Consider the following 13830-nt stretch of genomic DNA (forward strand, 5'->3'; position numbering starts at 1 on the left):
CCAATCGCGGCACGGTTTTGCTGGACTTGCCCTAATTTCCGACAGAATAAGAGTTAGGGCCGCTATCGCTGGATAGGGCGTTGCATGTGGTCTTCTGAACACCCGTGACGCTTCAACTCTTTGTTCGGGCGCGAAACTGGTGGGGAATGAGGGACGCATATGTATTGGTGGTTTTGGCCCTGGAACAAGACTCTGGCCTTCTGGGAAACGATGCTAGGGCAGGAACCTGCCTATGTGGTCACCCCTCTGGCGGACGAAGAAGACCTGGAAAAGGTCGCTGCCATCCACGGTGATTCCTTCGCTCATGCCTGGGACGAAAACGAGTTTACCTCGCTGATCTCACAAAATGGCTGCTTCGGATTTGTTGCGCGTCGCCCGGGCAGCGTCCGGCCCGAGGGGCTTGTGCTGGCGCGGCTTACGGTTGACGAGGCAGAAATACTGACCATTGCAGTGGACAGGCACAGCCGCAGCCGTGGCATCGGACGCCTGCTCATGGACCATGTGTTGCAGCATCTGCATTCCGAGCGGGCACTGGCCCTGTTTCTGGAAGTGGACGAAACGAATGTGCCCGCAGTCGCGCTCTATCGAAAACTGCGTTTCAGCGAAGTTGGTCGCCGCCCGGCCTATTACCCCGGGCCGGACGGACAGCGCACCAGTGCCCTGATCATGAAACGCACGTTGCGGGATTAGTGCCCGCCATGGCCGGACTGCGCGTCTTTTTCGTTACGGTGACCCTGACGGGAATGACAATGGTGCTGGCGCCATTGCAATTGCTGGCCATGCGGTTCGGGTGGCCTGTTGCACGGTATCTGCCATGGCTTTGGCACCGGGTTGCGGCGCGTGTCAGTGGCATCAGGGTTTCCGTCAGCGGCACTCCCTTCAGCAGCAAGTCCTTGCTGATAGCTGCCAACCATCAGTCATGGGCAGATATTGTGGCGCTGGGCAGCGTTCTGCCCCTCAGCTTCATCGCAAAATCCGAGGTTGGCTCATGGCCGGTGTTTTCAACACTGGCGAAGTTGCAGCGCACGGTCTTCGTCAGCCGACAGGAGCGGCGGAAGGTCGGGCAGCAGGCGGACACAATTGCTGAAAGGCTGAATGCGGGCGATGTGATGGTACTGTTTGCGGAAGGAACAACATCAGATGGCAACAGGGTTTTGCCGTTCAAAACCGCTTTGTTCGGCGCAGCGCAGGCTTCTCTGCGCAAATCAGACCAGTCGCGGCTGATTGTGCAGCCGGTGGCGATTGCCTACACGCATGGCCACGGCATTCCGCTGGGTTTTCACGGGCGGCCGCTGGCGGCATGGCCGGGTGATGTGGAACTGATGCCGCATCTTCTGGCGTTTCTGCGCTGTGGCGCGGTGGATGTGCGAATCAGTTTTGGAGAGCCGGTGGAATTTGATCTGGATTCTGACCGCAAGGCTGTGGCGCGGATATGCGAGGCCCGTGTTGCGGCAATGCTGGAACACAGCCTTTACCGGGAAAGCATTTCCCGTTGAAACAGAATCGCTTCAACGCCAGCACAATCCGGCCAGCCATAAAGCTGGGGCGCATCATGTGATCGAATGATCGTCTGAAGCGCACAGGTTCAATATTTTGATAATTAAATCAACCAACAGTCATCATGTCTTTGCGCGGTGGGTGTTTAATGCGCTAGAGGTGCGCACGGGTACTGGTACAAGCCGCAAAAACCGTTCATGCTCTGATGAACTGTTGATAAATCACCGTCGCAATCGACGGCCGGATTTTTGGCAATGCCGGGTGATTTTACTGACAGGCGAGATGCTTTAGAATGAAGACACCGGTCACAGGACCGGCGTTCTGGAAGGATAGATGAGCGAAAGATCCAACGCAGGCAGACCCGGTGGCAATAGCCGTAAGGTTTTCATCAAGACCTACGGCTGTCAGATGAACGTCTATGACAGCCAGCGGATGGGCGATGCCTTGGCAAAGGATGGCTATGAGCCAACCGAGGCCATCGAAAATGCTGATCTTGTGCTGATCAACACCTGTCATATCCGGGAAAAAGCGGCCGAAAAAATCTATTCCGAACTGGGGCGCATTCGTGTGCTCAAAGCCGAGCGCGCTGCGCGCGGCGAATCCATGCAGGTCGGCATTACCGGATGCGTCGCCCAGGCCGAGGGTGCTGAAATCATTCAGCGTGCGCCGGTGGTTGATCTTGTGGTCGGACCACAGACCTATCATCGCCTGCCCGAGGCTTTGTCCCGGGTTGCCCTGGGCGAAAAGGTGGTGGACACCGAATATGCGGTCGAGGACAAGTTCACCCATCTGCCAAAGCAGGAAGCGCGCCAGATCGCGCGGCGTGGCGTAACCGCATTTTTGACGGTGCAGGAAGGATGCGACAAATTCTGCACCTTCTGCGTGGTGCCCTACACACGCGGCGCGGAAGTTTCGCGCCCGCGCGCCGATATTGTGCTGGAAGCGCGGCGACTGGCAGATGCCGGAGTGCGGGAGCTGACATTGCTCGGCCAGAATGTGAACGCCTGGCTTGGTGAAGACGCAGGTGGTGCGGAAACCGGGCTGGCGGGTCTGCTGTATGAGCTGGCAGAAATTCCAGGCATTGCGCGGCTGCGCTACACCACGTCGCATCCGCGCGATATGGATGAGGCGTTGATTGAAGCGCATCGGGACCTGCCATCGCTCATGCCCTATCTGCATCTGCCGGTGCAATCTGGTTCAGATCGAATTCTCAAGGCCATGAATCGGCGGCATCGCGCTGCAGACTACCTGTTTCTTCTGGACAAAATCCGCGATGCGCGGCCGGATATGGCACTTTCCGGCGACTTTATCGTTGGGTTTCCGGGTGAAACAGACGCGGACTTTGAAGCCACGATGCAACTGGTCAGGCAGGTCGGCTATGCGCAGGCCTATTCCTTCAAATATTCGCCGCGCCCCGGCACACCGGGTGCCACGATGGAAGACCATGTGCGGGAAGAGGTGAAGACGGAACGTCTGGAACGGCTGCAAAAACTGCTGCGTGAGCAGCAGGAGGCATTTCAGAAAAGCTTTGTCGGCAAAGTGACCGATGTGCTGATCGAAAAGCCGGGCCGCCATGCTGGACAAGCCGTCGGTCGCTCACCATTTCTGTTGCCGGTGGTTGTTCCTGTTGATGCCGGCCAGATAGGCGACATTGTTTCAGTCACCATCAGCCAGTCTTTGGCAAATTCGCTGATGGCGGAAGGCGCAGAAGCGCAGCCGGTTGCTTCACAGGACAGGTCGGACCCACTGACCCGTCCGGAAATAAGGAGTTTCGCATGAGAGCAGAACGCGGCATGTCTCCAGGTTCCGGTGCATCGGACATGGCGCATATTGTGCTGACCTTTGATGACAATCGACTTGCGGCGGCTCTGTTTGGAAAATTTGATGAGCATCTGGCTCTGATCGAACAAAAGCTCTCGGTTGACGCCAGGGCGCGCGGAAATCTGGTGGAATTGCGTGGCGATGCGCTGGCGTGCGAACAGGCGCGCCGCACACTGGATATGCTGTATGCGCGGCTGCAGGGCGGCGCAGAAATTCAGACATCTGACGTGGAAGGGGCCATACGCATGGCCATTGCGCAGGACGACCAGCTTGTTCTGCCGACGCTTGAGAAAAAGGGTCGGCTGGCACTGGCGCAAATTTCCACACGCAAGCGCACAATTCATGCACGGACCCCCACGCAGGACGCCTATATGCGGGCGATGGATCGCTCGGAACTTGTGTTTGGCGTTGGTCCGGCAGGTACCGGCAAGACCTATCTTGCGGTGGCGCATGCCGCGCAGCTTCTGGAGCGCGGACAGGTGGAACGCATCATCCTGTCACGGCCTGCCGTTGAAGCGGGCGAAAGACTGGGATTTCTTCCAGGCGACATGAAAGAAAAAGTCGATCCCTACCTGCGCCCGCTCTATGACGCGCTTTATGACATGATGCCGGCCGAAAAGGTCGAGCGTGCTCTGGCCGCGGGAGCGATTGAAATTGCACCACTGGCTTTCATGCGCGGACGCACATTGACCAATGCGGCGGTGATTCTGGATGAGGCGCAGAACACCACGACCATGCAGATGAAAATGTTTCTGACCCGCCTGGGCGAAAATGCAAGAATGGTGGTGACGGGTGATCCGTCACAGATCGACCTTCCGCCGGGACAAAAATCCGGCCTTGTCGAGGCACTGCGCATTCTGGAAGGTGTTTCCGGCATTGTCAGTGTGCGGTTCAATGCCAAGGATGTTGTTCGTCACCGCATGGTGCAGGCAATTGTCGAGGCGTATGAGGCCGACGCGACACTTCAACGGCCAGTGACGCCTTCCTGATGGAAAGTGAAGAATTTTCGCCGCCGGGCTTCCCGCACTGTCATCTTGTGCTCACGGTGGAAGATGTGGCCTGGCATGAGGTTCTGGGCGGAAACGGTGCTCAACTGGTTGCAGAGGCTGTGGCTGCCGCGGCCCGAGGCGCTGGTCTGGACGCCAGCACCGAGACCGAGCTTGGGGTGACGCTGAGCTCTGATGCTGCGGTGCGTGAGTTGAATGCAGAGTGGCGGGGCAAGGACAAGGCAACCAATATTCTGTCTTTTCCAATGGTGCAGCTTGAGCCGGGCGATAGCCCCGGGCCGATGCTCGGAGACTTGATCCTGGCGCTGGAAACCGTGAAAATGGAAGCCCTGATGGAGCAAAAGGCCGTCAAGGATCATTTCCGGCACCTTGTGGTTCATGGCCTTTTGCATCTGTTGGGTTATGATCATGAAGAGGCCGAAGCTGCCGAGATAATGGAAGCATTGGAAATATCTGTGCTTTCCACTCTTGCAATTGCCAACCCTTACGATGATTCTGATGCAGTTGCCGGCGCGGAGCCGGCAGAGAAAAATGTTTAACGGGCGACGAGAGAGATGATGAACAAGAACGCGAACGGCAGCTATTCTGCCGGCAGCGGGCATGAGGCAGCGGGAGAGCTGACCTTTGCCGAAGGCGAATCTACAACCGACGACCGAAGTTCGCGCCCCGACGAGCGCAAATCGTCGGACCCGGGTTTTTTCGAGCAAGTCTGGTCGATGCTGAAACCCAAAGTGCCCGTGATGCTTCGTGAGAAGATCATGGAGGCGCTGGCCAATGCTGAAGAGAGCACAGGTTTTACTGCCGAAGAACAGGTCATGTTGACCAATCTTCTAAGCTTCCAGCGCATTCGCGTGGAAGACGCCATGGTGCCCCGCTCTGAAATTCAGGCGATCGAAATTTCCGCTGCGCTGGGCGAGCTGTTGAAACGCTTCCGTGACACTGGCCATTCCCGCTTGCCGGTTTATGGCGACGGGCTGGATGATCTGCGGGGTATGGTCCATATCCGCGATGTGATCGAACATATTACGGAATGCGCGATGGGCCCTGAGGGGGCTATGGCGATCAGCCCCGCGATTGCCACGGTGGACTTGACACGCCCGATCAGCGATCTGGGTCTTGTGCGCAAAGTTCTGTTTGTGCCGCCGTCCATGCCGGCATCAGAATTGATGACGCGCATGAAAAGCAGCCATATCCAGATTGCTCTGGTTATTGACGAATATGGCGGTACCGACGGTCTGGTATCATTGGAAGACCTTCTGGAAATGGTCGTCGGCAATATTGAAGACGAGCATGACGATACAGAAGATCTGATCGTCTCTCAAAGCGACGGCAGCTTCATGATTGATGCCAAAGCTGATCTGGAAGAGGTGCGCGACAAAATCGGCACAGATTTTGACGTCAGCCCCTACACGGATGAGGCGGACACGATTGGCGGTTTGATCGTGCTGGAGTTCGGCGATATTCCGCCGGAGGGCACAATTATCGATGCGGTTTTTGGCTATCGGTTAAGGGTTGTCGAAGCAGATAGCCGCCGGGTGCGCCGCGTGCATTTGTCCAAACTGGCACGAGAAGAGCAGCCGCCAATCTCGGTGTCCGCGTGAACGAATCAGGCTGTCTGCATTGGTGACAATCAACAGCGGTCAATTGCCGGTGTGGTTCATCGGGCTTGGGCGATGGCAGGCCATTATGGCTGCGTGGCTTGCCGGAATTGTCGCCAGTCTGGGCCTTGCACCTTACGATTTTTTGCCAGCCGGGTTTGTGGCATTCCCAATGCTCGTCTGGTTGCTGGATGGCGTTTGGGCGCGCAACGGCTCAACTGAACGTGCGGTTTTTCCCCCATTCTGTCTTTTGCGATCTGCCTTCGTCATGGGCTGGGCTTTCGGCTTCGGCTATTTTGTCGGTGGGCTGTGGTGGCTGGGCGCCGCGCTGCTGGTGGATGGAGATGCATTTCTGTGGGCACTGCCCTTCGCGGTGCTCGGTTTGCCCGCTGTTCTGGCTGTTTATCATGGATTGGCAGCAGCGCTGGCCCTGTGCTTCTGGTCCACCCACCTGGTGCGCATCATTGCGCTGGCCCTTGCCTTCACGCTGGCCGAATATGCGCGGGCGCGGTTGCTGACCGGCTTCTCATGGAATGAGATTGGCCTGCTTCTCACTCCCAATCTTCTGCTTCAGCAATCAGCGGCGTGGCTTGGTTTGCACGGCCTGACACTATGGGCAGTCGTAATGTTCAGTTGCCCTGTGCTCATGTTTGGCAAAGGAGAAAGTAAAACCGGCGCATTTGCTTTCAGCCATCGTGCAGCAGGTGTTCTGCTTGTCACGGTGCTTTTAGCCGGTCATGCCGGATATGGGGCTTATCGGCTGGCACAGAACCCGACAGTGCTGGATGATGATGTTGATGTAAGGGTGGTGCAGCCCAATATCGACCAGTCCCAGAAATGGGATCCGCAGGAAGCTTCGCGAATCTTTGGCCTGCTGCTTGAAATGACCGGGCAGCGCGAGCCGGGCAGGGCCGATACACAGATTATCGTCTGGCCGGAATCATCCTTCCCCTTTCTGATCGAGGAAAACTCGGGCGGAATATCCGCGCTGTCTGAACGTCTGTTGCCGGGCGAAACAGTGCTGGCGGGTGCGGCCAGGGTGGTTGATGATTCGCAGAGCGGTGAGCCGGCCTATTTCAATTCCATTTTGGCTGTTGGCCAGAATGGTCTGGTTGATGGTCCGTTCGACAAGGTTCACCTCGTCCCGTTTGGCGAGTATCTGCCTTTCCAATCAGTGTTGGAAAGTCTTGGTCTGGTGCAACTGGTACAGATGCCGGGTGGCTTCACCGCGGCATCCGAACGGTCAAGAGGGCAGGTGGCAGATCTGCCGGAATTTTTGCCGTTGATTTGCTACGAGGTGATTTTTCAGGACGAGATTCAACGAACAGGCAGCGAAAAATTCATACTAAATGTTACGAATGATGCTTGGTACGGCAATACACCCGGGCCGTATCAACATGCACGCCAAGCAACAGTAACGGCAGTTACACTTGGACTTCCCCTTGTAAGAGCTGCAAATTCAGGAATTTCACTGGTGAATGACGCTGTTGGTAGGAAACTAATCGGTTTAAATCTGGAAAAAAGAGGCGTCATAACCTCAAAATTGCCGCTTCCCGTAGCAAAAACGCCGTTTGTTTTGTTTGGCAACCTTATTGTTATAGTGCAGTTTGTGGCGCTATTACTCATTTTGTTGGTGGCAAACTACAAAATATTGCGTTTTCACCATTGACGGTTGCGCCCGACTGCGCGATAGAAAGTCCTATAAATGATGTTTAATATTGTGGGATGGATATCGTGTCTAGAAAATTATCAGAAGCAGAAGTTTCAGTTACGTCAGAATTTGAAATCAGGGAGTCGGGTGGCGAGCCGCGGGTTAATAAAAAGAAGCCGGACGAAGCCGACGTTATTGTAGGTCGCCAAATTCAAGCAATTCGTATGCGGGCCCGTGTCAGCCGTGAGTGGCTGGGGGACCGCCTTGGAATTACATTTCAGCAGATTCAGAAATATGAAAACGCCACCAACCGCATTACGGTCGGGCGTCTTTGCGATATTGCCCGTGTGCTGGATGTGCCGTTGATGCGCTTTTTCGAAGGGGTTCCTTCGGTCAGCCCGTCCCGTGGCGGCTTCAGTGAAGGCGAAGGCAAGAGCTGGATTGGCGGAGAAACTCTCTCGGCCGAAGAAAACCGGCTCTTGGAGCGGTTCCGTGATATTGCGGATCCGAACGTGCGCAGAATGGTGTTTGAACTGGCCGATACGCTGGCTGCATCAGAGCGCAAGCCTCGTCGTGGCTTTCGCCAGTAAGTCCCGCTGAATGAGCAATCAACGCCGGCGTGCAAGTTTCTTCTTGACGCCGGTCTTGACCCTCGCCTAACCCGTGGCACGTTCTGCGCTTTATTTTTGAAGCATGGCGCGTGTCACGATCGGTAAAATGCCGATCTGGCCAGATCTTTTTCAGAACGGCTGGTTTGTTCGCAAGCTGGCAGTCATCTGTTTCCGGCGACAGGGTTCGGCGAATATGCAACGCAACGAGTATTACTTCACATCTGAAAGCGTATCCGAAGGACATCCGGACAAGATCTGTGATCGGATTTCTGACGAGGTCGTAGACCTTTTCTATCGTGAAGTCCGCAAGAACGGCATGGACCCTGCGCAATTGCGCGTTGCATGCGAAACGCTGGCCACCACAAACCGCGTTGTTATTGCAGGTGAGGTGCGTTGTCCGCTGGACGAACGGCAAATTCGCAGCAAGGTCCGGTCTGCGGCACGAAAGGCAATCCGCGCAATCGGTTATGAGCAGGAAGGTTTTCACTGGAAGAAGGTGAAGATTGACGTGCTGCTTCATGCGCAGTCGGCCGACATTGCCCAGGGTGTGGATGCTGGCAACAAGGATAGCGAAGGCGCGGGCGACCAGGGCATCATGTTTGGTTACGCCTGCCGTGAAACGGCGGATCTGATGCCAGCTCCGATCTATTATTCGCACAAGATTCTTGAACGGTTGACGCAAGCGCGCAAGGCGGGCGAAGGCGAGGCAGGCAAGCTGGGGCCGGATGCCAAGACGCAGGTCACGGTTCGCTACAAAAATGGCAAACCGTCAGAGATCACGTCGATTGTTCTTTCAACTCAGCATTATGACGAAGATCTGACATCGGAAGATGTTCGGCGAATTGTCGAGCCCTTTGTTCGCGAAGCAACTGCGGAATTGCCCATCGCGGCGGATTGCGTCTGGCACGTAAATCCTACGGGCAAATTCGTCATAGGCGGTCCGGATGGTGATGCGGGTCTGACCGGGCGCAAGATCATCGTTGACACATATGGCGGGGCTGCGCCGCATGGTGGCGGGGCTTTCTCTGGCAAGGACCCGACCAAGGTGGACCGCTCGGCGGCTTATGTTGCGCGTTATCTGGCCAAAAATGTTGTTGCTGCCAAATTGGCAGATCGCTGCACAATCCAGCTTTCCTACGCTATTGGTGTTGCTGATCCGGTATCGCTTTATGTGGATTTGCATGGAACCGGCAAAGTTGATGAAACGGCGGTTGAGACGGCAATCCGCGAGGTGATCAAGCTGACACCGCGCGGCATCCGCGAGCATCTGCAATTGGCCCGGCCGATCTATGCCAAGACCTCGGCCTATGGCCATTTCGGCAGAAAGCCCGGAAAGGACGGTTCGTTCTCCTGGGAAAAGACGGATCTGGTGCCGAAGCTCAAGGCCGCATTGGGTCAGTAATTGCCATGTCTACGCATCCTGTTCGTTCCCGCGAGGCATTTTTTGGCCGGCACAAGGGCAAAACTCTCAGCCCCAATCAACAGGCGCTGATTTCGGAGAGATTGCCGGAAGTTGCGGTGGATCTTTCGCAGAAGGCCCCGGGCGAGCTGACATGTCTTTTTGATGCACAGGTGCGGGATGTTCGCCTTGAGATCGGCTTTGGCGGGGGCGAGCATCTGCATCTGGAGGCAGGGCGCAATCCGTCAACCGGGTTCATCGGCGTGGAACCCTTTGTCAACAGCATGGCCAAAATGCTGGTGGCGCTGGAGGAAGACCCGCGTCCAAATTTGCGGCTCTATGCAGATGATGCAACATTTCTGCTGGACTGGCTGCCAGATGCGAGTCTGGCGGGCATTGACCTGTTCTATCCGGATCCGTGGCCCAAGAAACGGCATTTCAAGCGGCGCTTTGTCAATGTCCGCAATCTCGACAGATTTGCCCGGGTGCTGAAGCCGGGCGGGCATTTTCGCTTTGCCTCGGACATCGACACCTATGTCGACTGGACACTGGATCATATTGCAGACCATGCGGCGTTTGATGCACCTGCAGGAACGCCGGAGGCCTGGGCGCAGCCTTATGACGGCTGGCCGGGAACACGTTACGAAGCCAAGGCTCTGCGCGAAGGGCGCGAGCCTGTCTATCTGTCATTCGTGCGCAGGCCTTGAAACTTGCATGCATTGAGGGTATATCAAGGCGGAAATTCTCTGCGATGTGTTCGTGAGAGTGGGTCCCCCCGGTCCCGCTCTTTTTTGTTACTGGACCTCGCATGAACGGGCGTTAAGCCCACCGAACGTCAAACGCGGTCAGCCGGAGCAAACGTGAACGAAACATTGCGCATTGTTGTTGAAGAAGGTCTTGAGGGGCGCATTGCCGCAATCGTTGAGCCTGTTATCGAACAATTGGGATACCGCCTCGTAAGGGTGCGGCTTTCCGGCGCAAATGGTGCCACGCTGCAAGTCATGGCCGAGCGACCGGATGGCACAATGACGGTGGCCGATTGCGAAATTGTCAGCCGTGGTATTTCGCCGGTTCTGGACGTGGAAGACATTTTGTCTGACGCCTATCATCTGGAATTGTCTTCTCCTGGTATTGACCGGCCTTTGGTTCGCAAGCAGGACTTTGAAACATGGGCCGGCCACTTGATGAAGCTGGAAACCAGCCGGTTGCTGGATGGTCGCAAGCGCTTCCGCGGAAAAATTACGCAGGTTGATGCGGAGTCTTTTACCCTGGAGCGGGATCAACCCGCTTACGGCGAAGAGGTTCGTGTTGAAATTCCTTTTGATGCTGTGGGCGACGCTCGGCTGATTCTGACTGATGAATTGATTGAGGCGTCCTTACGGGCGGATAAGCTGGCCCGCAAAGGTCGCGGCCCGGTGGATGACGATTTGGATGGCGAAGCTGAGGAAGGTTCGCCGCTTCAGCATTGAGCAACAGCGCCAATCTGGCGCTGGAGCGATTTCGCTGAAACGGTGATGTTTCAGCGGCAGGACAATGCGATAAACCAAAGAGTTAGAGCGGTTCAGGTGGTTTAATGATCACGCGAAACGTTCTGAATGGAAATTTGAGCGCGCGGACGGCATAAGCCGCAGCCATGCGAACAGGAGATGACGTCAATGGCAGTCAGTGCGAACAGGCTGGAGCTTCTGCAGATTGCAGATGCCGTCGCGCGGGAAAAGTCGATCGATCGTGAGATCGTTATCGAAGCTATGGCGGACGCTATTCAAAAGGCCGCCCGCGCCCGCTATGGCCAGGAAACCAATATTCGCGTCGATATCAATTCCAGAACCGGTGAAATGAAGCTGCAACGGCTTCTGGAAGTGGTTGAGGAAGTTGAGGATCCTGCCACGCAGATCTATCTGGACCTGGCGCGTGACAAGAATCCGGATGCGATTCCGGGTGACTTCATCGCAGAACAGTTGCCGCCGATGGAATTTGGCCGGATTGCCGCGCAATCTGCCAAGCAGGTGATTGTTCAGAAGGTGCGTGAGGCCGAGCGCGACAAGCAGTATGATGAGTACAAGGATCGCGTTGGTGAGATCATCAACGGGGTGGTCAAGCGGGTTGAATATGGCAATGTCATTGTCGACCTTGGCAAGGGCGAGGCGATCATTCGCCGCGATGAGCAGATCCCCCGTGAATTGTTTGCCTATGGCGACCGGGTCCGTGCCTTTGTTTATGACGTCCGCCGTGAACAGCGCGGCCCTCAGATTTTTCTGTCGCGCACGCATCCGCAGTTCATGGCAAAGCTTTTCACCATGGAAGTGCCGGAAATTTATGATGGCATTATCGAAATCAAGGCGGTTGCTCGTGATCCGGGTTCCCGTGCCAAGATTGCCGTGATTTCCCGTGATTCGTCGATTGACCCTGTCGGCGCCTGCGTTGGTATGCGCGGCTCACGCGTTCAGGCGGTTGTCGGCGAGCTTCAGGGCGAAAAGATCGACATCATCCCATGGTCGCCGGATGCTGCCTCTTTCCTGGTCAACGCCTTGCAGCCGGCTGAAGTGGCCAAGGTTGTTCTGGATGAGGATGCCGAGCGAATCGAAGTCGTTGTGCCGGATGACCAGCTTTCGCTGGCCATCGGCCGCCGCGGACAGAATGTTCGTCTGGCATCGCAATTGACCGGCTGGGACATCGACATTCTGACCGAGCAGGAAGAATCAGAGCGTCGGCAGAAAGAATTTGTCGAACGTTCTGGCCTGTTCATGGAAACCCTGAACGTTGATGAGGTTGTCGGGCAGCTTCTGGCTTCTGAAGGCTTTTCCTCGGTTGAGGAAGTGGCGTATGTTGATTCATCGGAAGTCAGCGCCATTGAAGGCTTTGACGACGACACCGCAGCGGAAATCCAGACCCGTGCGCGGGAGTACCTGGAGCAGCGGGAAGCGGAGCTTGATTCGCGCCGCAAGGAACTGGGCGTTTCAGACGAGTTGCGTGAAATTGAAGGTCTGACAAGCCCGATGCTGGTTGCACTGGGTGAAGACGGCATCAAAACCATGGAAGACTTTGCAGGTTGCGCTGCGGATGATCTGATTGGCTGGACAGAGCGCAAGGACGGTGAAACCAAGAAATTCACCGGCACCCTGTCGGCCTTTGAGCTGAGCCGGGTCGATGCTGAGGCAATGATCATGTATGCGCGGGTCAAGGCGGGCTGGATTGAAGCCCCGACCGAGCCGGTATTGGACGATGAAGAGGGAGCAGGCGAAGTGGCCTGATCGCAGCTTCGCAAGAGAAGGTGCATGACGTTGGATGAGGATCAGGAATTCGAGGAGGCGGTGGTGAACGGACGCATGTGCATCCTTTCACGGCAGAGCCTGCCCGCTGAAAGCCTGATCCGGTTTGTGGCAGGGCCGGACGGGGCAGTTGTGCCGGACTTGAAACGGCATCTGCCCGGGCGCGGTGTCCATGTGGAAGCGCGGCATTCTGCCGTGGCGGAGGCGGCCCGCAAGGGGCTGTTTCGCCGCGGATTGAAGCGGGATGTGAAGACGGGCCCGGAGCTTGCTGATCTGGTGGATATGCTGCTGGCGCGGTCTTGCCTTGGTGCAATGGGGCTTTGCCGCAAGGCAGGACAACTGGTAACAGGTGCCGCCAAGGTAGATGCCACCGTGCGGGGCGGCCATGCGGCGGGTTTGTTGCACGCAGTGGATGGTGCAGCAGATGGTGTGCGAAAACTGGAAAGTGCGGTTCGTGCGGCAGAAATGACGGGCCGGGCTGCAAGAGTGCCGAGTTTCCGATTATTCACATCGGAAGAAATGGATTTGGCACTTGGTGGCATGAATGTGATACATGCAGCCATTCTATCCGGTAATGCGGGAACGGCATTGTTGAAGCGCCTTGATGCGCTGGCGAAATTTCGGGGCGTCAGCCCCAACTGTGACGAAGGAACCGGAGCGCAGGATTCTGGCTCCAACGGCACAGCACACGAACAGACGGGGCATGTAAAACATGCTCGCGGCACGGACGATAGGCGTGGGACGAACCCCGCGCAGGAAGCGGAAGCGTAAATGAACGATACGAAATCCGGCGACGACAAGACGTTGAGCGTCAACCCGAAGAAGACTCTTTCCCTGAAACCGGGCGGCGTTCAGCAGGCTACGGTGCGGCAGAACTTCTCGCATGGGCGTAGCAAGAATGTCGTTGTGGAGACGAAAAAGCGCAAATTCTCCAAGCCGGAGGATGCTCGCCCTGCAGATGATGCGGGAGCGGGGCA

At 56.4% G+C, this 13830-nt stretch carries 12 protein-coding genes and 2 pseudogenes; all 14 read left to right on the plus strand.

Features of this window, described 5'->3' with window-relative positions; all coding sequences use genetic code 11:
* Positions 1-210: 210 nt before the first annotated feature.
* Complete coding sequence (locus tag FPY71_RS16955) at positions 211-690, plus strand: GNAT family N-acetyltransferase (protein ID WP_425457910.1); 480 nt, start codon at positions 211-213, stop codon at positions 688-690.
* Positions 691-698: 8 nt separating this feature from the next.
* Positions 699-1496: a lyso-ornithine lipid O-acyltransferase gene (olsA, locus tag FPY71_RS16960; RefSeq protein ID WP_149301517.1), complete on the plus strand. Its 798-nt coding sequence runs from the start codon at positions 699-701 to the stop codon at positions 1494-1496.
* A 334-nt stretch (positions 1497-1830) separates the two neighbouring features.
* A complete protein-coding gene (gene miaB, locus FPY71_RS16965) occupies positions 1831-3276 on the plus strand; it encodes a tRNA (N6-isopentenyl adenosine(37)-C2)-methylthiotransferase MiaB (protein ID WP_149301518.1) in 1446 nt (481 codons plus the stop codon).
* Entirely contained in the window at positions 3273-4307 is a 1035-nt protein-coding gene (locus FPY71_RS16970; protein WP_149301519.1) for a PhoH family protein, read from the plus strand. Before miaB ends, FPY71_RS16970 begins: the two co-directional genes overlap by 4 nt.
* Positions 4307-4864: an rRNA maturation RNase YbeY gene (ybeY, locus tag FPY71_RS16975; protein ID WP_149301520.1), complete on the plus strand. Its 558-nt coding sequence runs from the start codon at positions 4307-4309 to the stop codon at positions 4862-4864. Before FPY71_RS16970 ends, ybeY begins: the two co-directional genes overlap by 1 nt.
* A 15-nt stretch (positions 4865-4879) precedes the next feature.
* Positions 4880-5926 carry a hemolysin family protein gene (locus FPY71_RS16980; protein ID WP_246160675.1) on the plus strand — a complete coding sequence of 349 codons (1047 nt, stop codon included), beginning with the start codon at positions 4880-4882 and terminating at the stop codon, positions 5924-5926.
* 22 nt (positions 5927-5948) lie between these two features.
* Positions 5949-7592, plus strand: coding sequence for an apolipoprotein N-acyltransferase (gene lnt / locus FPY71_RS16985; RefSeq protein WP_149301521.1), 1644 nt, complete (start codon positions 5949-5951; stop codon positions 7590-7592).
* 65 nt (positions 7593-7657) lie between these two features.
* On the plus strand, positions 7658-8164 hold the full coding sequence (locus FPY71_RS16990) for a helix-turn-helix domain-containing protein (RefSeq protein WP_188052400.1): 507 nt from the start codon (positions 7658-7660) through the stop codon (positions 8162-8164).
* Between the two features lie 226 nt (positions 8165-8390).
* Positions 8391-9587 (plus strand): annotated as a pseudogene (gene metK, locus FPY71_RS16995) (methionine adenosyltransferase); the annotation flags it as partial.
* On the plus strand, positions 9587-10291 hold the full coding sequence (gene trmB / locus FPY71_RS17000; RefSeq protein WP_425457911.1) for a tRNA (guanine(46)-N(7))-methyltransferase TrmB: 705 nt from the start codon (positions 9587-9589) through the stop codon (positions 10289-10291). The pseudogene metK and the gene trmB, both read left to right, overlap by 1 nt.
* A gap of 153 nt (positions 10292-10444) precedes the next feature.
* Positions 10445-11053, plus strand: coding sequence for a ribosome maturation factor RimP (rimP, locus tag FPY71_RS17005; RefSeq protein ID WP_149301524.1), 609 nt, complete (start codon positions 10445-10447; stop codon positions 11051-11053).
* Positions 11054-11239: 186 nt separating this feature from the next.
* Positions 11240-12835 (plus strand): transcription termination factor NusA, encoded by a 1596-nt coding sequence (gene nusA, locus FPY71_RS17010; protein WP_149301525.1) that lies wholly within the window; start codon positions 11240-11242, stop codon positions 12833-12835.
* A 24-nt stretch (positions 12836-12859) separates the two neighbouring features.
* Complete coding sequence (locus tag FPY71_RS17015; protein ID WP_149301526.1) at positions 12860-13624, plus strand: RNA-binding protein; 765 nt, start codon at positions 12860-12862, stop codon at positions 13622-13624.
* Positions 13625-13807, plus strand: a pseudogene (locus FPY71_RS18860) (translation initiation factor IF-2 associated domain-containing protein); the annotation flags it as partial.
* Between the last annotated feature and the right edge of the window lie 23 nt (positions 13808-13830).

This window comes from Aureimonas fodinaquatilis, from assembly GCF_008369445.1.
Taxonomy (GTDB): Bacteria; Pseudomonadota; Alphaproteobacteria; order Rhizobiales; family Rhizobiaceae; genus Aureimonas; species Aureimonas fodinaquatilis.

What these genes read in the sequence shown, in the direction of transcription:
- olsA (WP_149301517.1), top strand. Translation starts at nt 699, where the DNA reads ATGGCCGGACTGCGCGTCTTTTTCGTTACGGTGACCCTGACGGGAATG.
- nusA (WP_149301525.1), top strand. Translation starts at nt 11,240, where the DNA reads ATGGCAGTCAGTGCGAACAGGCTGGAGCTTCTGCAGATTGCAGATGCC.
- miaB (WP_149301518.1), top strand. Translation starts at nt 1,831, where the DNA reads ATGAGCGAAAGATCCAACGCAGGCAGACCCGGTGGCAATAGCCGTAAG.
- FPY71_RS17015 (WP_149301526.1), top strand. Translation starts at nt 12,860, where the DNA reads ATGACGTTGGATGAGGATCAGGAATTCGAGGAGGCGGTGGTGAACGGA.
- FPY71_RS16970 (WP_149301519.1), top strand. Translation starts at nt 3,273, where the DNA reads ATGAGAGCAGAACGCGGCATGTCTCCAGGTTCCGGTGCATCGGACATG.
- ybeY (WP_149301520.1), top strand. Translation starts at nt 4,307, where the DNA reads ATGGAAAGTGAAGAATTTTCGCCGCCGGGCTTCCCGCACTGTCATCTT.
- FPY71_RS16955 (WP_425457910.1), top strand. Translation starts at nt 211, where the DNA reads ATGCTAGGGCAGGAACCTGCCTATGTGGTCACCCCTCTGGCGGACGAA.
- FPY71_RS16980 (WP_246160675.1), top strand. Translation starts at nt 4,880, where the DNA reads ATGATGAACAAGAACGCGAACGGCAGCTATTCTGCCGGCAGCGGGCAT.